We start from the raw sequence: 19,584 nt of genomic DNA on the forward strand, positions 1-19,584 counted from the left end.
TTTGTCATGAAGTTAGCCATTGTTACGGCCTGCCCGAACGGCATGGTCACCAGTGTGCTGTGCGCCCGGCTGCTCGATGCCGCGGCCCAGCGTCAGGGCTGGAGCACCAGCGTCGAAGTCACCGATGCGGCGCATCCGGAACGTCAATTGTCGGCGGCGACGATCGAAGCTGCCGAGTGGGTGCTGCTGGTGACCAGCGCGCCAGTGGATATGTCACGATTTGTCGGTAAGCGAGTGTTCCAGAGCACGCCGGCCCAGGCCCTGCAGGATGTCGAAGCGGTGCTGCGCCGCGGTGCTGAAGAGGCCGAGGTGTATGTTGCCCCGCCAGTCGTCGCCGAGCCGGCTGCCGTCGTCCAGAACGCCCCGCGCCTGGTGGCCGTGACCGCTTGCCCGACCGGCGTCGCGCACACCTTCATGGCCGCCGAAGCCTTGCAGCAGGCCGCCAAGCGCCTGGGCTACGAGCTGCAGGTGGAAACCCAGGGCTCGGTCGGCGCGCGTAATCCGCTGAGCGCCGCCGCCATTGCCGATGCCGATGTGGTGTTGCTGGCGGCGGACATCGAAGTCGCCACCGAGCGTTTCGCCGGCAAGAAGATTTACCGTTGCGGCACCGGTATTGCCCTCAAGCAAGCCGAGGCGACGCTGAACAAGGCCCTGGCCGAAGGCAAGCAGGAAACGGCTGCACTCGGAGGTCAAGGCCCGGTCAAGCAAGAGAAGACCGGCGTCTATAAGCACCTGCTGACCGGGGTCTCGTTCATGCTGCCGATGGTGGTGGCGGGCGGCCTGATGATCGCGTTGTCGTTCGTGTTCGGCATCACCGCGTTCAAGGAGGAAGGCACCCTCGCCGCAGCCCTGATGCAGATCGGTGGCGAAACCGCGTTCAAGTTGATGGTGCCGTTGCTGGCGGGATACATCGCCTACTCGATCGCCGACCGTCCAGGCCTGGCGCCGGGGATGATCGGTGGTCTGCTGGCCAGTACCCTGGGGGCCGGGTTTATCGGCGGGATCATTGCCGGTTTCATCGCCGGTTATGCGGCGCAGGCGATCAATCGCTATGCGCGCTTGCCGCAAAGTCTCGAAGCGCTGAAGCCGATCCTGATCATCCCGTTGCTGGCGAGTCTGTTCACCGGCCTGGTCATGATCTATGTGGTCGGCAAGCCGGTAGCCGGGATGCTCACCGGGCTCACCCACTTCCTCGACAGCATGGGCACCACCAATGCGATCCTGCTCGGTGTGTTGCTGGGCGGCATGATGTGTGTCGACCTTGGCGGACCGATCAACAAGGCCGCTTACGCCTTCTCGGTGGGGCTGCTGGCGTCGCAGAGTTATGCACCGATGGCCGCGACCATGGCGGCCGGCATGGTGCCGCCGATCGGCCTTGGCATCGCCACCTTCATTGCCCGGCGCAAATTCGCCCAGACTGAACGCGAAGCCGGGAAAGCGGCGTTGGTACTGGGGTTGTGTTTCATTTCCGAAGGTGCGATTCCTTTCGCCGCCAAGGACCCGCTGCGGGTGATCCCGGCGAGCATTGCCGGCGGTGCGCTGACCGGTGCGTTGTCGATGTATTTCGGCTGCAAACTGATGGCGCCCCATGGCGGGTTGTTCGTGCTGGCGATTCCGAATGCGATCAATCATGCCTTGTTGTATCTGCTGGCGATTGTGGCCGGGAGCCTGCTGACGGCGGTGGCGTATGCGTTGCTCAAGCGGCCTGAGGCAGTTGGACTGGCGATACAGCCCGTCAACGCCTGACACCCCACAAGGGACCTGCGGTGTTGGCAGGTTTTGTGTCATGCCCGGGTCACATGGCCATGCTTTAGTTTTCCTTTTTCAGGGAGAACCCCATGAGCGAATTCGACCTCGGTCGCCGTCGTGTCATGCAAGCCGTCGGCGCCGGGCTGCTGCTTCCCGGCCTTGCGCCGGCGGTGATTGCCTCGGTCAAGGAGCGTCCGCAACTCACCGATGGCGTGCAGTCCGGCGACCTGCTGGGCGACCGGGCGATGGTCTGGAGCCGCAGCGACCGCCCGGCGCGGATGGTGGTGGAGTGGGACACCCGCAGCCTGTTCAGCAACCCCCGTCGCTTCGTCTCGCCATTGGCCGATGCCCGCACTGACTTCACCGCCCGGGTCGAACTCAGCGGACTGCCCGCCGACCAGGCGATTTTCTATCGTGAGTATTTCGAAGATGCCCAAAGCGGGGTCGCCAGCGAACCCTGGTTCGGTCACCTGCGTAGCGTGCCCCAGACCCGTCGCGACATTCGCTTCGTCTGGAGCGGCGACACCGTCGGCCAGGGTTTCGGTATCAATCCGGACATCGGCGGCATGCGCATCTACGAAGCCATGCGGTTGCGCCTGCCGGACTTTTTTATCCATAGCGGCGACAGCATCTACGCCGACGGCCCGGTGCCGGCGCAGCTTATGACTGAGAGTGGCCGCATGTGGCGCAATATCACCTGCGAAGCCAAGAGCAAAGTTGCCGAGACCCTCGACGACTATCGTGGCAATTACCGCTACAACTTGATGGACGAAAACGTCCGTCGCTTCAACGCCGAGGTCCCGCAGATCTGGCAGTGGGACGACCACGAAGTGGTGAACAACTGGTCGCCGGGCAAGCAGTTGGACCCGCGTTACACCAACAAGGATATCCACAGCCTGGTGGGGCGGGGGCGCCAGGCCTGGCTCGAATATGCGCCGATGCGATTGCAAAGCGCCGACAGCGGCGGGCGGATTTATCGCAAGCTGGGTTATGGGCCGTTGCTCGATGTATTCGTACTCGACATGCGCAGCTATCGTGGGGCGAACGACGACAACCTAGGCGCCGCCAAGCCCTTCCTTGGACGCGAACAGCTGGACTGGCTCAAGCGCGAGTTGAAGGACTCCAGTGCCCAGTGGAAAGTCATCGCCGCCGACATGCCGATCGGCCTCGGCGTCTCCGACGGGGAAGTCAGCCCGGGCGTAGGGCGCTGGGAAGCGGTGGCCAACGGCGATCCAGGGCCGGCCCAGGGGCGTGAACTGGAAATTGCCGAATTGCTTGGTTTCCTGCGGGCGCAGCAGGTGCGCAATTTCGTCTGGCTGACGGCGGATGTCCATTACTGTGCGGCCCATCACTACCACCCGGATCGCGCGGCTTTTCAAGATTTCGAACCCTTCTGGGAGTTCGTCGCCGGGCCGCTGAACGCAGGGAGTTTCGGCCCTGATCCGCTGGATAAAACCTTTGGCCCTGAAGTGGTGTTCGAGAAGGCGCCACCTTCGCAGAACGCTTCACCGTTTGCCGGTTTTCAGTTTTTTGGAGAGGTGAATATCGATGGGCAGACGGGGGAGTTGAGTGTGGTGTTGCGGGATCTGGATGGGGTGGGGGTGTTTGAGCAGACGCTGCAGCCGGTTTGAGAAGGATCGGCAAGCCGACACCCGATCAATGTGGGAGCGAGCTTGCTCCCACATGGGATTGTGGTGGGTCAGTAAACGTCGCGGCGGTATCGGCCTTGTTCGATCAGGCGGTCGACCGCTTCGATTCCGATCAGTTCGTTGAGCGCGTGATCCACCCCTGAAGCCATCCCCTGCAAGCTGCCGCAGATGTAGATTACCGCACCATCGGCCAGCCATTTCTTCAGTTCAGTGGCTGACTCGCGCAGTCGATCCTGCACGTAGATCTTTTCGGCCTGGTCCCGCGAGAACGCCAGGTCCAGCCGCTCCAGGTCACCCGAAATCAGCCATTCTTCAAGCTCATCGCGGCACAGGTAGTCGTGCTCGCGATTGCGCTCGCCAAACAGCAACCAATGACGTTGCTGCCCGTCGGCAATCCGTGCCTTGAGCAAACTGCGCAGCCCGGCCAGTCCGGTACCGTTGCCCAGCAAGATCATCGGCACCGGCTCGGTCGGCAGATGGAAACCGCTGTTGCGCCGCACTCGCAGACTGATGGTACTGCCCACCGGTGCGTGTTCGGTCAGCCAGCCGGAACCGATGCCGAGACTGCCGTCGGGATGCAGTTCCTGGCGCACGATCAGTTCCAGCACGCCATCGGCGGCAATCGAAGCGATGGAGTATTCGCGCATGGCCAACGGCACCAGGGCATCCACCAGCGCTTGTGCGTGCAGACCGACCAGATGAGTCCGGTTCGCGGGCAGTTGTCGACTGGCGAGGGCTTGCTCCAGCGGTTGCGACAGGTCATCGAGCTTAACCATGGCCCGACCGTCGATCCCCAGGCCATCGAGGAAGTGTTCAATGGCCCATGGGCAATTGCGCGGCAGTACTTCCACCAGGTCACCGGCCAGCCAGCTGCTGCTGTTGGGGGCGGCGAGGCCCAGCAAGTACACGCCCGAGCCGCTGCTGTCAGGGTTGAGCAAATCCCGGCGAACCAGGGTCCAGTTGTCGTAGCCGGGCGCTTTCCAGGTGTCCACAGGTGCCTGTCCGGTCACCAGGCCGAGTTGCTGCTGCCAGTGACGCAAGGCGTAGGGGTCGCCGCTGTCGACTTCCACCGGGGCGAACAGGGTCTTACCGCCGTGCTCGCCCAACCAGGAGTGCAGGCGTCGGGCGAAGCCGCAGAAGTGTTGGTATTGCCGATCGCCGAGGCCGAGCACGGCATAGTTCAGGCTCTCCAGGCTCAGCGCCTGGCCCAGCACCTTGCGCTCGAAGCCCCGGGCGCTGTCAGGCGCTTCACCGTCGCCGAAGGTGCTGACCACGAACAGCGCGTTGCTGGAATCGCGCAGATCCTGCTCACTGACATCCGCCAGCGGCTGGACCTTTACCGGCAGGCCGGCGGCCTGCAATTGCCCGGCGGTCTGCCACGCCAGTTGCTCGGCAAATCCGCTCTGGCTGGCAAAACCGATCAACCAGGCTGGCGCATTGCTGTCTGATTGCGCGAGGCCTTTGCGGGCATCCTTGACCTGTTTTTTCTTGCGTCGACGATCGAGGTACAGCAACCAGCCCGTGACAAAGAACAGCGGCATGGTCAGCGCGCTGAGCGTCAGGATGATCCGCCCGACAATGCCGAAATAGCTGCCGACGTGCAGCGCGTAGATGCTGGTCAGCAATTGCGCCTTGAGGCTCTTGTCGCTGTAACGGTCATGCCGTTTGACGATGCCGGTGGCCGGGTCGAGGCTGATCTGGTTCAGCGCACGATCGTGCGGCGAGGAGTCCAGCAGGTAAAACACGGTCGCTGGCTGGCCGGCCACGGGCGGCATACGAATGTTGTAGGCGGCCAGGTTCGGCCCCGCAGCGCTGTAGATGCTGCTCCACATGGCCGCATAATCGGCCGTCGGCGCAGGACCCGTTGGCGCAGGACCGCGACCACCCCGGACCCGCTCGTTCTGCGGCGAATCGGAAAGCAGCCGGGTCAGGCCCTTGTTGTACCACTCATAAGACCAAGTCAACCCGGTCAGCGCCGCCAGGAGGTAAAACACCAGGCACCAGGTACCGGCCACGGAGTGCAGGTCCCAGTTGAAGCTGCGGCCCTTTTTCTTCCAGTCGAGGGTCAGCCAGGCGCGCCAGCTTTTCCACTGGCGCGGCCAGCGCAGATAAAGGCCGGACAGGCAGAAGAACACCAGGATCAGGGTACAGGCACCGGTGATCTGACGACCGGTGTCGCCCATGGCCAGGAAGCGGTGCAGTTTCAGCATGAAGCCGAAGAAGTCCTGGCCGGTGACGTCGCCCATGAACTCGGCGGTGTACGGGTTGAAGTAGCGCATCTCGCCACGGCGTTCACCCGGTGGCGGGGTGAAGGACACTCGCGCGGCGTTGTCGCTGTCGGTCTCGACCCAGATCATCGCGACTTTCTTGCCCGTGGCACCTTCGATTTTCTCCACCAGCTCCGCAGGCGGAAGCACGCCGGCGACCTGTTTTTCGACCTGCAGCACCGAGGGGTTCAACACACCCAGGATTTCATCCTCAAACGAAACCGTGGCCCCGGTAATGCCCATCAGGGCCAGGACCAGCCCGGCACTGATACCGAAAAACCAGTGCAACTGGAACAGGGTTTTCTTCAACACGTCACTCGCCTTGTCCGTTCGAAAATAATCATCACGGCGCGCATTATGCCGTGGGTTGTCGAGAAGCATTCTTTTTACACACAAAAGCCCCGTCCATCTGGATGAACGGGGCCTGGCCCAATGCCAACCTTTGTAGGAGCGAGCTTGCTCGCGAAAAACCCGAGGACGACGCGGGTGTCAGCTTTGCCGCGTTGTCGTTGACGACCTTCGCGAGCAAGCTCGCTCCTACAGGTTCTATCAGAAGTGGAAGTTGGTGCTCAGCAACGCTGTACGGCCTGCCGCCTGGTTGGCGAAGTGGGTCGAGAAGGCCTTGTCGTAGTAGGTTTCGTCGGTCAGGTTCTGCACGTTCAGCTGCAGGTCGACATTTTTGGTCAGCTTGTAGGCCACCATGGCGTCGTAGCGCACATAGTCATCAACCATGGTGGTGTTAGCCACGCTGCCGAATACGTCATCGACGTAGAACGCACCGCCACCGATGGTCAGCTTCGGCGTGACCTGGTAGGTCGTCCAGAGGCTGGCGCTGTTTTTCGGCGTGTTCGGCAGCTCGTTGCCGTCGTTGGCCGCGCCCAACGGGCCGCCGTCGACTTGCTCGCTGTCCATGTAGGCATACCCGGCGAACACTTGCCATTTGTCGGTGATCTTGCCGGTGGCCGACAGCTCGATACCTTGAACGCGGGTTTTACCGGCGTTTTCATAGGACGTGGTGTCGACTTGTACCCTGGCGTTATCCTTCTCGGTGCGGAAGATATCGGCGGTCAGGGACAGACGATCGTTGAGCAGATCCCACTTGGTGCCGATCTCGTAGTTCTTGGTGGTTTCCGGCTCCATGTCGCTGCTCAGCAGGTTGCCGGCGCGATCCGCAGTGCCGCCCAGCGGGTTGCCTTCCTGACCTTCGCCCAGGGTGGCACCCGGGGGCGTGGCGGAAGTGGCATACGACGCATAGATGCTGCCGTTTTCAGTCGGCTTGTAGACCACGCCGAACTGCCCGGTCACGAATTCGCTGGTGTCGTCGCCCTTGGCCGTGGTGTTGCCAGCTGCGGTGTAGGTCTTGTACTTGGTGTCGAAATGGTCGTAACGCAGGCCCATGTTCACCAGCCACTGCTCGGACAATTCGAGGGTGTCGAACACGTACAGCGCGCGGGTGGTGCTGGAGGTGTCGGTGCCGGCGTAGTTACGGGAGATCGCACCGTTCCACGGGTCGCTCGGGTTCGGGCTGGACAGCGAGGTGCAGTTGTAGCCGCTTGGCGCGCCGATCAGTGCCGGGGAGCAGTTGGTGGTCACCGGTGTGGTGCCCGGCGTGGTGTCGGTATTGACGTTGTATGAGGATTTTTCGCTGTCCTCGTGGCTCAACTCGATACCGGTGGAGAAGCTGTTCTTGAAGCCGGCGATGTAGAAATCACCAAACAGATCGGTCTGGTTGGTGGTGGTGTCGGTGTTGCTGACACGGGTGTTGGCGCGGCGCCAGACGCTGCCGTTGTTGACGTTGCCCTTGCTGTCGTCCGGCTGGGTCAGGATGTAATCCTGCATGCTGCTGCCGTGGCGCAAGGTGTTCTTGACGGTCAGCGAGTCGCTCAGGTCGTGCTCGATGGCGAAGGTCGCGGTGTCGGTGCGGCCCTTGCGGAAATCGCGGTCCAGACCGTAGAAGTTGCTGTCATCGCCACCGGCGTAAGGCTTGTCCGGATTGGATTTGGTGCGGGCGGCCGAGCCTGCGACAGGAATGGTGTACGGAATGCCCGAATCCGGCGTGTCGTTACTTTCCAGGTGGTAGTAATCGAGGTTCACGCGAGTGTCGGTGCCCAGGCCGAACGCCAGCGATGGTGCGATGCCCCAACGGTCGTAATCGACCTTGTCCCGGCCGGCAACATTGCTTTCGTGGCTCATCAGGTTCAGACGGCCGGCGGCGGTGTCGGTGAACTGGTAGTTGCCGTCGAATGTGTAGCGCTGGGTCTGGTCCGAGCCCCAGGTGAATCCACCGTTGAGTGACTCGCCCAAGTGCGCTTTCTTGCTGACCAGGTTGATGCTGCCACCGGCAGCGCCACGGCCGCCAATGGCGGAGTTCGGGCCCTTGCTGACTTCGATCGACTCGACGGCGAAGATCTCGCGGCTCTGCGAGCCGGTATCGCGCACGCCGTCCAGGTAGGTATCGCCCTGGGCATCGAAACCACGAATGAATGGACGGTCACCCTGTGGGTTGCCGCCTTCGCCGGCACCAAAGGTGATGCCGGGGACCGTGCGCAGCGCGTCCTGCATGTTGAGGGCGCCGGTGTCCTTGAGGACTTGTTGCGGGATGACCGTGACCGAACGCGGGGTGTTCACCAGCGGCGCCGTGTACTTGGGCGAGGAGGCTTTCTCGACGTTGTAGGAAGTATGGTCCTGCGCCTCGCCGGTGATCGCGGTCGCGTCGAGGGAAATGGCATTGCCCGGCGCTTTCTCGTCGGTCTTCTCAGCCGCGAAAACCATATGGCCAGCGGAGCCGGCAGTGATCGCCACGCCAATTGCAGACGCGAGCAAACGCGGTGAACTGACCGGTAATTGTGATAGTTGGCGTGACATGAGCATTCCCCTCCCCAAGGATTTGAGGCCGCGGAATATAGGGTAAACAGGTATTTGTATCAATTGCGAAATATTACTATTCGCGCTGAATTTACATTCTTTACAATTTGACCTTACGGTTTTTGATGTTTCATTCGTCGCGAGGGTTGTACACGGGCAATAAGAATCAATACCATTGGCGCCCCTTTATCTTCAGGTGTTTGCCCCATGCTGCTGCACATTCCCGGCTTGTTCGCGAAAGAAGAAGTGCAGCGCATTCGTGAAGCTCTGGAACAGGCCGACTGGGCGGACGGCAAGATCACCGCCGGCTATCAGTCGGCCAAGGCCAAGCACAATCTGCAACTGCCTGAAGGTCATCCTTTGGCCAAGGAAGTCGGTGCGGCGATGCTTGAACGGCTGTGGAAAAATCCGCTGTTCATGTCCGCGGCGCTACCGCACAAGGTCTTCCCTCCCTTGCTGAATTGTTATACCGCCGGTGGCAGCTTCGATTTTCACATCGACAACGCCGTGCGACAGCCCAAGGGCAGCATCGAGCGGGTGCGCACCGATCTGTCGGCGACGCTGTTTTTCAGCGAGCCGGACGACTATGACGGCGGCGAACTGGAAATCCAGGACACCTTCGGCACCCAGCGCGTGAAGTTGCCCGCCGGCGACATGGTCCTGTACCCCGGCACCAGCCTGCACAAGGTCAACGCCGTCACTCGCGGTACACGCTTTGCCTCATTCTTCTGGTCCCAAAGCCTGGTGCGTGAAGACAGCCAACGGGCCTTGTTGTTCGAGATGGACGGGGCGATCCAGCAGCTGACCCGGGACGTGCCCGACCATCCTTCGCTGATCCGCCTGACCGGCACGTACCACAACCTGTTGCGTCGTTGGGTCGAGGTGTAGGTGGCGGATTTTCGTATTCGCCGCGAAGAAGTCCTCGACGGTGATCGTCTCAAGGCGATGCTTGAAGAAAGCCCGGCGCGCGCCGCCCAGGCGATCCTGATCGCCGCAGGTGAAGGTGTTCTCGATGCTCAGGCGTTGCTCGGGCAGATCCTGTTGGATGGACGCGGGATCGAGCAGGACCAGCCGCTGGCGGTGCGCTGGTTCGAGATCGCCGCGCAACGTGGGCATCTGATGGCGCGCAACATGCTTGGCCGTTGCCACGAACATGGCTGGGGTTGCAGCGCCGACGCCTCGACTGCCGCCAGCCATTACCGTGTCGCCGCCGAAGCCGGGCTGGATTGGGCGATGTACAACTTCGCGAACCTGCTGGCAACCGGTCGTGGAGTGGCCGAGGATCAGCTGCAAGCGCTGGATCTTTATCGCCGCGCCGCGGAACTGGGACATGCGAAGTCAATGAACCTGCTGGGACGTTATCTGGAGGACGGGCGGGTATGCCCGGCTGATCCGCAGGCTGCGCGTGACTGGTATCAACGCTCGGCGGTCGGCGGGGACTTTCGCGGGCAGTTCAGTTATGCCGCCGTGCTGGCGGATGAAGGGAATATCGAGGAGGCGCAGGTCTGGTTGCGCAAGGCACTGGCTGGCGGCAATCTGAATTTTTTGCGGGTGGCGAGCAAGGCGTTGCAGGAAGCGAGCGACCCGCACATTCGCACCCTGGCCACCGACTATGCCCGGCGCCACGCCGAACTTGAGCTGGAACTCGTACCCCTGTAGGAGCTGGCTTGCCAGCGAAGGTCTAAAGAGCACCACGTGCCGTCAGCAAGCACGCGTTATCGTTAACGACCTTCGCTGGCAGGCCAGCTCCTACAGGGGGGGGCGGTGTATTCCAGGCACAAAAAAGCCCATGACACGTCATGGGCTTTTTGATTTCTGCGTGCAGTGCTTACACGTAGAACGATTTCAGCGGCGGGAAGCCATTGAATTCAACGGCGCTGTAGCTGGTGGTGTAGGCACCGGTCGACAACCAGTACATACGATCACCAATGGCCAGGTTCAGCGGCAAACCGTACTTGTAGTTTTCGTACATGATGTCGGCGCTGTCGCAGGTCGGGCCGGCGATGACCACTTCTTCCATTTCGCCTTTCTTCTCGGTCCAGATCGGGAACTTGATGGCTTCGTCCATGGTTTCGATCAGGCCGGAGAATTTGCCCACGTCCGTGTACACCCATCGCTCGACGGCGGTACGGGATTTACGCGCAACCAGCACCACTTCGCTGACCAGAATGCCAGCGTTGGCAATCAGCGAACGGCCCGGTTCGAGGATGATTTCCGGCAGGTCGTCACCGAAGTCTTCCTTGAGGAAACGGATGATTTCTTCGGCGTAGGTTTCCAGGCTGTTGGTGCGGGTGATGTAGTTGGCTGGAAAGCCGCCGCCCATGTTGATCAGCTTGAGTACGATGCCGTCTTCTTCCTTCAGGCGCTCGAAGATCACTTTGACCTTGGCGATCGCCGCGTCCCAGACGCTGATGTCGCGCTGTTGCGAGCCGACGTGGAACGAGATGCCGTACGGCACCAGGCCCAGGTCACGGGCGAGGATCAGCAGGTCCATGGCCATGTCGGTCTGGCAGCCGAATTTGCGCGACAGAGGCCAGTCGGCGGTGGTCGAGCCTTCGGTGAGGATGCGCACGTAGACTTTCGAACCCGGTGCGGCCTTGGCGATGTTGCGCAGGTCGGCTTCGGAGTCGGTGGAGAACAGGCGCACGCCTTTCTCGTAGAAATAACGGATGTCTTTGGATTTCTTGATGGTGTTGCCGTAGCTGATACGGTCGGCGCTGACGCCGCGGTCCATCACCTTGTCCAGCTCATAGATCGAGGCGATGTCGAAGCTCGACCCCTTGTCTTTCAACAGGTCAATGATCTCGACAGCCGGGTTGGCTTTTACCGCGTAATAGACTTTGGCGAATTCGAAACCGGCGCGCAGGTCATCGTAGGCCTGGCTGATCATCGCGGTGTCGATCACCACGAACGGGGTTTCTTGCTTGTCGGCGAACGCCTTCATTTTGTCAAAGGTGGCGCGCTCGAAATAATCTTCGACGTTGATCGACATGCTGGAGACTCCTAAGGGCAAACTGAAATTAACAATGGGTGCATATGAACGTCCTCCGTATCCCCACTTTGGTTCGCCTACTTCCCAAGGCATGTCGCCGAAAGCAAAAAGGCCACGGGAGGCGGTGCTTCCCTTGGCCTTGCTGTCTCGTCGTCAGTACTTGAGCCGGATGGATCGTTTCCAGCATGGACGTTCGGCGCGAACTTTAGGGCGTGAGGGGCTTGAGATCAACAAAAAATGTCGCGTTTTTGCACGCTTCCGTCGTGCGGTCCCGGACATCTACTGATGTAACGGACCTGCGTGACAGTGTGATGTTCCCGTAGGAGGGGAATTTGAGGTGTTGCAGAGGGATTTGTTGCAACCACCTGTAGGAGCGAGCTTGCTCGCGATGGAGGACAACGATAACGCGTGTATTCTGAATCAACGCGGCGCTTTCAAGTCCTTCGCGAGCAAGCTCGCTCCTACATTTTCGGTCAGGCGGCAGCAGTTTCGGCTGGCGAAACGATACTGGTCTTGCCCCCACGAGACTTACCAGAGCTCAAATACTCTGCAATCGATTCCTGGGTCACTTCACCCAGGAACACCCGCTCGGCATCCATCACCGGCAGCCACGAGCGGTTGAACTCGTACATGCGCGACAGCAGGATGCGCAAATGCTCGTCGTACGCCGCGGTGGCGTTGAACTCGCGCAGGTATTGCGTGCAGCTGCCTGTCTGACGGTGCAGGTCGCGACGTCGTACATACCCCATCGCCTTGTTCTCACCGTCAGTAACCACCACATAACGACGGTCCAGTTCGTCCATCAATTCCAGGGCTTCGGCCACCGGCGTTTCCGGGCTCACCGACGGCGCGTTGTCCGCCGCATCTTCGGCTTTCACCAACAACAGGCGCTTGAGAGTGCTGTCCTGGCCGACGAAGTTGCTGACAAAGTCATCCGCCGGGTGCGCCAGCAGCGTGTCCGGATGGTCGATCTGCAGCAGCTTGCCAGCGCGGAAGATCGCAATCTTGTCGCCCAGCTTGATCGCTTCGTCGATGTCGTGGCTGACCATGATCACGGTCTTGTTCAGCGCGCGCTGCATCTCGAAGAACTCGTTCTGGATCATTTCGCGGTTGATCGGGTCGACCGCGCCGAACGGCTCGTCCATCAGCAACAACGGCGCATCTGCCGCCAGCGCGCGAATCACGCCGATCCGCTGCTGCTGACCACCGGACAGTTCACGCGGGTAGCGATTGAGGTACTGCTTGGGTTCAAGCTTGATCATGCTCATCAACTCGCGGGCGCGGTCGTGGCATTTCTGCTTGTCCCAGCCCAGCAGGCGCGGAACGATGGTGATGTTTTCCTCGATGGTCATGTTCGGGAACAGACCGATCTGCTGGATCACATAACCGATGTTGCGGCGCAGGGTCACGGCGTCGAGGTCGGTGGTGTCTTCGCCGTTGATCAGGATCTTGCCCGAAGTCGGCTTGATCAGCCGGTTGATCATCTTCAGCGTGGTGCTTTTGCCGCAGCCCGATGGCCCGAGGAACACACAGATCTCGCCTTCATTGACGGTCAGGCTTACCGAGTCCACGGCTTTCACATCTTTGCCGTTGCTTTGGAAGGTCTTGATGAGGTTTTGAAGTTCGATCATTTCAGGAGTCCTTTTGGAGTCAGCGTGCGTTGCAGCCATTGCAGAAGCAGGTCGGCGAATATGGCCAGGAGACTGACCAGCACGGCGCCGACGATCAGCATCGACATGTCGCTGCGGCTGATTGAAGCGAGAATAAGTACACCGAGGCCACCGGCGCCGATGGTCGCGGCGATGGTCATGACACCGATGTTCATGACCACGGCGGTGCGCACACCGGCGAGGATCACCGGTACCGCGATCGGCAGTTCGACCATGCGCAGGCGCTGGCCGAAGGTCATGCCGATGCCGCGGGCGGCTTCGCGAATACCGGGTTCGACGCCGGTCAGCGCGAGGTAGGTGTTACGCATGATCGGCAGCAGCGAGTACAGAAACACTGCAGTGATCGCCGGCATCGGGCCCAGGCCCTGGCCGAATTTCGAGTAGAACGGCAGCAGCAGGCCGAACAGGGCAATCGACGGCACGGTCAGCAGCACCGTGGCGCTGGCTTGCAAGGGCCCGGCGAGCGTCGGAAAACGCGTCATCAGGATACCCAGCGGCACGCCGACCAGAATCGCCAGGGTCACGGCGATGCCGACCAGGGTGATGTGCTGCCCGGTCAGTTGCAGGACCTGCGCCCAGTCGAGATGGGAAAAGGCGTTCAGAAATTCCATGTCTTTTTCTCCTCTGCCTTAATGAACAGACAGCAGTGGATGCTGGCGCAGGAAATCGGCGGCAACGGATGAAGGGCTTTCGTGATCGACATCGACCCGTGCATTCAGCGCACGCATGGTTGCGTCATCGAACAGTTCGGCCAGCGGTTTGATTTCTTCCGCCAGTTTCGGATGAGCGTCGAGGTAAGCCTGACGTACCACGGGCGCTGCGGTGTAGTCAGGGAAGTAGTGCTTGTCGTCTTCCAGCAGCTTCAGTTTGAAGGCGTTCAAGCGACCGTCGGTGGTGTAGACCAGACCGGCAAACACCTGACTATTGCGCAGGGCGGTGTAGACCAGCCCGGCATCCATCTGGCGGGTGTTTTTACGGGTCAGGTTCATGCCGTAGAGGTCGACCATGCCGGCCATGCCGTCGGAACGGTTGGCAAACTCGGTGTCCAGGGCGACGAGGTGGTTGGTCTTCGCCTCAGCCTGCATCACCGTGTTCAGCTCGCTGATGGTGTTGATCTGCGGATAAGCCTTCGCGGTTTTTTCCGGCAACGCCAGGGCGTAGGTGTTGCTGAATTTCGACGGGGTCAGCCAGATCAGGCCTTTTTTCGCGTCGAGTTCTTTCACTTTGGCGTAGGACTGAGCGCTGTCGAGCTTGTCGGTGATGTGGTTGTATGCCACCAGCGACACGCCGGTGTATTCCCAGATCAGGTCCAGTTGGCCACTTTCCTGAGCGCTGCGAGCGAGGCTGCTGCCCAGACCGCCCGTCACCTGGGCGTCGTAACCCTTGGTGCGCAGGTACTGGGAAGTGATTTCCGCCAGCAGGGTTTGTTCGGTGAACACCCGGGCGCCGATGCGGATCACGGGTTTTTCAGCGGCTTGGGCAATTCCTGCGAACAGCAGGGCACAGGCTAGTAATAAGCTACTGCCTTTTAAACAAAGAGCTTTCATATCAATTCCTTTGCCGAGGCTTAAGACGGGCGCAAGCCGCGTTCGAGCCAGAGGCGGCTGGCGAGTGTCACCAGACCGTCGAGCAGCAAGGCCAGCAGGGCGGTGCAGGCCGCGCCGAGCATCAGTTGCGGCTGATTGTTCAGGGCGATGCCGGGGAAAATCAGGCTGCCCAGGCTGTTGGCGCCGATCAGGAACGCCAGCGGTGCAGTCCCGACGTTGATCGCCAGGGCCACGCGCACGCCACCGATGATGATCGGCACGGCGTTCGGCAGTTCGACCCGCCACAGCACCTGAGTCGGTGTCATGCCGATGCCGACGGCCGCTTCCTTGAGCGAACCCTGGACGTTTTTCAGGCCTTCATAGGTATTGCGCACAATCGGCAATAGCGAGGCGAGGAACAGGGCAAAGATCGCAGGACCGCTGCCAATACCCAGGATGCCCAGGGCGATGGCCAGTACGGCAAGAGGCGGCACGGTGTTGCCGATGTTGAAGATCTGCATGAAGCGTTCAGCGCGGCCCACCATGGTCGGGCGGCTGAGGAAGATCCCGGCGGGTATGCCCACAACAAGGGCGGCCAGCATGGAAACGAGGACGAGAATCAAATGAGCTTGCAGGTAAAACAACAAATCGTCGCGGTAATGTTCGATCGTGTTGATGCCAATCCAGTGGACCAGCAGGGCCAGGAGGGCGACGACAACCGCACCTCCAATAAGCCCCTTGCCATAGCGAATAGCCACAGGCGGACTCCTTTTTTTCTTTGTCGGCGAACGCAGTCCCGTGTGGCATGCCATTCCTGGCTGCCGGGAAAACAACGTTCGCGAGAAGCAGCTCCTCATGCCGAGCGCTTTCCCTTGTAGGAGCGAGCTTGCTCGCGATGGACGTCAACGATGACGCGTGCGGTCTGAATGAACGCATTGTCTGGACGTTTTTCGCGAGCAAGCTCGCTCCTACGGGGAGAAAACGTACGGCTTATCGAGCCATAAGCGCAGCCTCGTCAGGCTAACTTGCTGATTTTTCAACCCTGACGAATAGTCGTAACAGGGGAGTGGACGCCTCCACGCGCTGAAAGGTTCCCATCTGAAGCAGCATTTGGCCACCCCTAATGTGCTCAACGGTTCGGTTCCTTGTTCAACATGGGCTATAATCGCGGCCCTTTTTTGAATCACCTGCCAGGCGATTTCCCATGACCAAACAGGCCGCCGAAGTCGCGAAACGCCGCACTTTCGCCATTATTTCCCACCCCGATGCCGGTAAAACCACCATCACCGAGAAGCTCTTGCTGATGGGCAAGGCGATTGCGGTTGCCGGCACGGTGAAATCTCGTAAATCCGACCGCCATGCCACCTCCGACTGGATGGAAATGGAAAAACAACGGGGTATTTCCATTACCACGTCGGTCATGCAGTTCCCGTATCGCGAGCACATGATCAACCTGCTCGACACCCCGGGCCACGAAGACTTCTCCGAAGATACCTACCGCACCCTGACAGCGGTGGACTCGGCCTTGATGGTTCTCGACGGCGGTAAGGGTGTAGAGCCACGGACCATCGCGCTGATGGACGTCTGCCGTCTGCGTGACACGCCGATTGTCAGCTTCATCAACAAACTCGACCGTGACATCCGCGACCCGATCGAACTGCTCGACGAAATCGAAGCGGTCCTGAAGATCAAGGCGGCGCCGATCACCTGGCCGATTGGTTGCTACCGCGACTTCAAGGGCGTTTATCACCTCGCCGACGACTACATCATCGTCTACACCGCCGGCCACGGCCACGAGCGCACCGATGTGAAAATCATCGAGAAGCTCGACTCCGATGAAGCCCGTGCGCACCTGGGCGACGAGTACGATCGTTTCGTTGATCAGCTGGAACTGGTACAGGGCGCCTGCCACGAATTCAATCAACAGGAATTCCTCGACGGCCAACTGACCCCGGTGTTCTTCGGTACTGCATTGGGCAACTTCGGTGTCGATCACGTGCTCGACGCCGTGGTCAACTGGGCGCCGAAACCCCTGGCCCGTGTGGCCAACGAGCGCACCGTGGAACCGGTTGAAGAGAAATTCGCCGGCTTCGTGTTCAAGATCCAAGCGAACATGGACCCGAAACACCGCGACCGTATCGCCTTCATGCGCATTTGCTCCGGCAAGTACGAAAAAGGCATGAAGATGCGCCACGTGCGTACCGGCAAGGACGTGCGGATCGGCGACGCGCTGACCTTCTTCTCTTCCGAGCGTGAGCAGCTTGAGGAAGCGTTTGCTGGCGACATCATCGGCCTGCACAACCACGGCACCATCCAGATCGGCGACACCTTCACCGAAGGCGAAGTCCTGGGCTTCACCGGCATCCCGCACTTCGCCCCGGAACTGTTCCGCCGCGTACGCCTGCGTGATCCGCTGAAATCCAAGCAACTGCGTCAGGGCTTGCAGCAACTGGCGGAAGAGGGCGCCACCCAGGTGTTCTTCCCCGAGCGCAGCAACGACATCATCCTCGGCGCCGTCGGTGTGCTGCAGTTCGATGTGGTCGCCAGCCGCTTGAAAGAGGAATACAAGGTCGAGTGCTCGTACGAGCCGATCACCGTGTATTCCGCGCGCTGGATCGATTGCGACGATAAGAAGAAGCTCGAGGAGTTCCGGGTCAAGGCTGTGGAAAACCTCGCGGTCGACGGCGGCGGTCACCTGACCTACCTGGCCCCGACCCGGGTCAACCTGGCGCTGATGGAAGAGCGCTGGCCGGACGTGAAATTCCGCGCGACGCGTGAGCATCATTAAGCGCTGAGTTGTAACCCAAAAGCCCCGTTGCGAAAGCTGCGGGGTTTTTTTGTGGTGCGCCAGGCATGGCGCGTTGCGCGCAAGCGCAACCAGCTTGGCTGTGGTGGCCACGCTGGTGACTTGGAGGTGCAAGTCCTCTACACACCCGGCAAGGGGAAGTGTTAGCCGAAGGCAAGGGTGTCGCGGGTGACCGCGAATCTGAAGGAAGCCCGAGGCAAAATGCTGGCTTGACGAACAGGAAGCGGATGAGGCGGTGCAGCGGGGTAAGGTGGCCATAATCACTAAAGCCCAATACTTGCACGGAACGCTGTGACGTAGATCCGACAGGCATAAGCAGGAAGGTCGCGCGAATTACCCTGGGAGATCTGCACGTTTGCCACTGTGCTACCGAGCGCCGCGAGGCGACGGGATGAGCGAGCAGAAGTCAGCCGAAGCCGTAGTAAGTGGCGGTTAACCGCGCCACCAAGGGCCGAACAGGTTATGCCGCCAGTAGGCGTCAGAGTCTCGTTGAATACCGAAATGCAGAAATTTCTCCAAGAGGAAACTGTTACCCCGAGTCCCGGACAGAATCCGAGGATGACGGCTGACAGCGCAAAGGTATCGACGGCATCTGTGACGTGGACGAACGCGGAGCCGGACACGCTGATGGCGCGGGTGCTTGCACCGGCCAACCTCAGGCGTGCGTGCTTGCACCGGCCAACCTCAGGCGTGCGTATCAGCGCGTGGTCAACAACAAGGGCGCGCCGGGTGCCGATGGCATGACGGTCGACGACTTGGCGGGCTACGTGAAACAGTATTGGCCAACCCTCCAGAGGAGGCTGCTGGCCGGCGAGTACCACCCGCAAGGTGTGCGCGCCGTTGACATCCCCAAACCCAAAGGCGGCACCCGACAGCTGGGCATTCCCAGCGTCGTGGATCGCCTGATCCAACAGGCACTGCTGCAACAGCTCACGCCGATCTTCGACCCGCTGTTCTCGGACTACAGCTACGGCTTTCGACCGGGCAGAAGCGCCCACCAAGCCATCGAGACAGCCCGCGCCCATGTGGCGGCAGGGCATCGCTGGTGCGTGGAACTTGATCTTGAGAAGTTCTTTGATCGGGTCAACCACGATGTCCTGATGGCGTACGTGGCGCGCCAAATCGAAGATAAACGCGTGCTCAGGCTGATCCGCCGTTACCTCGAAGCCGGTGTGATGTCGGGCGGGATCGCCAGCCGACGGCAGGAAGGGACGCCGCAAGGCGGTCCGCTCTCGCCGTTGCTGTCGAACATCCTGCTCAACGAACTCGACCGCGAGCTGGAACGACGGGGTCATCGTTTTGTACGCTATGCCGACGATGCGAACATTTATGTGCGCAGCCCTCGTGCTGGCGAACGAGTGATGAGGAGTGTTGAGCGCTTCCTGAATCAGCGTCTGAAACTGACGCTGAACCGGGACAAGAGCCAAGTAGCCGGGTCTTGGATGTGTGATTACTTGGGTTACGGGATGAGTTGGCACCAGCAACCGAGGCTGAGAGTGGCAACCATGAGCCTGCGTCGTTTGCGCGACCGACTCAGGGAGCTGCTACGTAAAGCGCGGGGCCGCAAGATGGCGACTGTCATCGAGCGGATAAACCCCGTGCTGCGCGGTTGGGCGGGCTACTTCAAGCTGACCCAAGGCAAGCGAGCGCTGGAGACACTTGATGGCTGGGTGCGTCACAAGCTTCGTTGTGTCGTCTGGCGACAATGGAAGCGGCCCTCTGCGAGGGTGCGCAACCTGATACGTCTGGGACTCAATGAGGCGCGGGCGCGGAAATCGGCAGCCAATGGCCGAGGCCCATGGTGGAACTCGGGAGCGCCCCATATGAATCAGGCGTTGCCGAAGAAGCTGTGGGACCGACTCGGGCTGGTCTCGATACTGGATACGATTAACCGGCTTAACCGTATAACCTGAACCGCCGTATACGGAACCGTACGTACGGTGGTGTGAGAGGACGGCAGATGTAAATCTGCCTCCTACTCGATTCTAACGCAATTCTTTGTAGGAGCGAGCTTGCTCCGGGCGGCGTTCCGACGATGGACTTCAGGACGCCACTGTTCG

12 protein-coding genes and 1 pseudogene are annotated in these 19,584 nt (G+C 60.7%); 6 read left to right on the forward strand and 7 right to left on the reverse strand.

The genetic code is table 11. From position 1 onward, the window contains the following. Window positions 1–6 precede the first annotated feature (6 nt). Complete coding sequence (locus ACA041_RS03655; protein WP_497439919.1) at window positions 7–1,746, forward strand: PTS fructose-like transporter subunit IIB; 1,740 nt, start codon at window positions 7–9, stop codon at window positions 1,744–1,746. A gap of 92 nt (window positions 1,747–1,838) precedes the next feature. Continuing rightward, complete coding sequence (locus ACA041_RS03660; protein ID WP_497439920.1) at window positions 1,839–3,380, forward strand: alkaline phosphatase D family protein; 1,542 nt, start codon at window positions 1,839–1,841, stop codon at window positions 3,378–3,380. 68 nt (window positions 3,381–3,448) lie between these two features. Here ACA041_RS03660 and ACA041_RS03665 read toward each other — a convergent pair whose 3' ends face one another. After that, window positions 3,449–5,977 (reverse strand): PepSY domain-containing protein, encoded by a 2,529-nt coding sequence (locus tag ACA041_RS03665; RefSeq protein WP_497439921.1) that lies wholly within the window; start codon window positions 5,975–5,977, stop codon window positions 3,449–3,451. Between the two features lie 237 nt (window positions 5,978–6,214). Beyond that, window positions 6,215–8,530, reverse strand: coding sequence for a TonB-dependent receptor (locus ACA041_RS03670; protein WP_497439922.1), 2,316 nt, complete (start codon window positions 8,528–8,530; stop codon window positions 6,215–6,217). A 207-nt stretch (window positions 8,531–8,737) separates the two neighbouring features. Between ACA041_RS03670 and ACA041_RS03675 the strand changes: the two genes are divergently transcribed. Further along, window positions 8,738–9,418: a Fe2+-dependent dioxygenase gene (locus ACA041_RS03675; protein WP_497439923.1), complete on the forward strand. Its 681-nt coding sequence runs from the start codon at window positions 8,738–8,740 to the stop codon at window positions 9,416–9,418. A 57-nt stretch (window positions 9,419–9,475) separates the two neighbouring features. Further along, window positions 9,476–10,189, forward strand: coding sequence for a tetratricopeptide repeat protein (locus tag ACA041_RS03680; protein ID WP_497442002.1), 714 nt, complete (start codon window positions 9,476–9,478; stop codon window positions 10,187–10,189). A 169-nt stretch (window positions 10,190–10,358) separates the two neighbouring features. Here ACA041_RS03680 and ACA041_RS03685 read toward each other — a convergent pair whose 3' ends face one another. The 5 genes from ACA041_RS03685 to ACA041_RS03705 all read right to left on the reverse strand — a co-directional run bounded on the left by ACA041_RS03685 (window position 10,359) and on the right by ACA041_RS03705 (window position 15,476). Next, on the reverse strand, window positions 10,359–11,522 hold the full coding sequence (locus ACA041_RS03685; RefSeq protein WP_064679767.1) for a type III PLP-dependent enzyme: 1,164 nt from the start codon (window positions 11,520–11,522) through the stop codon (window positions 10,359–10,361). Window positions 11,523–11,995: 473 nt separating this feature from the next. Then, window positions 11,996–13,153, reverse strand: a complete 1,158-nt coding sequence (locus tag ACA041_RS03690) for an osmoprotectant ABC transporter ATP-binding protein OsmV (RefSeq protein WP_497439924.1) — start codon at window positions 13,151–13,153, stop codon at window positions 11,996–11,998. Continuing rightward, window positions 13,150–13,803, reverse strand: a complete 654-nt coding sequence (locus tag ACA041_RS03695) for an ABC transporter permease (protein WP_307339599.1) — start codon at window positions 13,801–13,803, stop codon at window positions 13,150–13,152. The genes ACA041_RS03690 and ACA041_RS03695 overlap by 4 nt, the downstream gene beginning before the upstream one ends. 18 nt (window positions 13,804–13,821) lie before the next feature. Further along, window positions 13,822–14,739, reverse strand: coding sequence for a glycine betaine ABC transporter substrate-binding protein (locus ACA041_RS03700; RefSeq protein WP_497439925.1), 918 nt, complete (start codon window positions 14,737–14,739; stop codon window positions 13,822–13,824). Between the two features lie 20 nt (window positions 14,740–14,759). Next, entirely contained in the window at window positions 14,760–15,476 is a 717-nt protein-coding gene (locus tag ACA041_RS03705; protein WP_128871943.1) for an ABC transporter permease, read from the reverse strand. Window positions 15,477–15,922: 446 nt separating this feature from the next. On the opposite strand from ACA041_RS03705, the gene ACA041_RS03710 reads away from it, so the two are divergent. Further along, window positions 15,923–17,506, forward strand: coding sequence for a peptide chain release factor 3 (locus tag ACA041_RS03710; protein WP_150745476.1), 1,584 nt, complete (start codon window positions 15,923–15,925; stop codon window positions 17,504–17,506). Window positions 17,507–17,986: 480 nt separating this feature from the next. Further along, window positions 17,987–19,437: pseudogene (gene ltrA, locus ACA041_RS03715) on the forward strand (group II intron reverse transcriptase/maturase). Window positions 19,438–19,584 lie beyond the last annotated feature (147 nt).

The organism is Pseudomonas sp. LBUM1676 (assembly GCF_059695605.1).

What these genes read in the sequence shown, in the direction of transcription:
- ACA041_RS03670 (WP_497439922.1), bottom strand. Translation starts at nt 8,530, where the DNA reads ATGTCACGCCAACTATCACAATTACCGGTCAGTTCACCGCGTTTGCTC.
- ACA041_RS03655 (WP_497439919.1), top strand. Translation starts at nt 7, where the DNA reads ATGAAGTTAGCCATTGTTACGGCCTGCCCGAACGGCATGGTCACCAGT.
- ACA041_RS03685 (WP_064679767.1), bottom strand. Translation starts at nt 11,522, where the DNA reads ATGTCGATCAACGTCGAAGATTATTTCGAGCGCGCCACCTTTGACAAA.
- ACA041_RS03710 (WP_150745476.1), top strand. Translation starts at nt 15,923, where the DNA reads ATGACCAAACAGGCCGCCGAAGTCGCGAAACGCCGCACTTTCGCCATT.
- ACA041_RS03700 (WP_497439925.1), bottom strand. Translation starts at nt 14,739, where the DNA reads ATGAAAGCTCTTTGTTTAAAAGGCAGTAGCTTATTACTAGCCTGTGCC.
- ACA041_RS03675 (WP_497439923.1), top strand. Translation starts at nt 8,738, where the DNA reads ATGCTGCTGCACATTCCCGGCTTGTTCGCGAAAGAAGAAGTGCAGCGC.
- ACA041_RS03695 (WP_307339599.1), bottom strand. Translation starts at nt 13,803, where the DNA reads ATGGAATTTCTGAACGCCTTTTCCCATCTCGACTGGGCGCAGGTCCTG.
- ACA041_RS03680 (WP_497442002.1), top strand. Translation starts at nt 9,476, where the DNA reads ATGCTTGAAGAAAGCCCGGCGCGCGCCGCCCAGGCGATCCTGATCGCC.
- ACA041_RS03660 (WP_497439920.1), top strand. Translation starts at nt 1,839, where the DNA reads ATGAGCGAATTCGACCTCGGTCGCCGTCGTGTCATGCAAGCCGTCGGC.
- ACA041_RS03690 (WP_497439924.1), bottom strand. Translation starts at nt 13,153, where the DNA reads ATGATCGAACTTCAAAACCTCATCAAGACCTTCCAAAGCAACGGCAAA.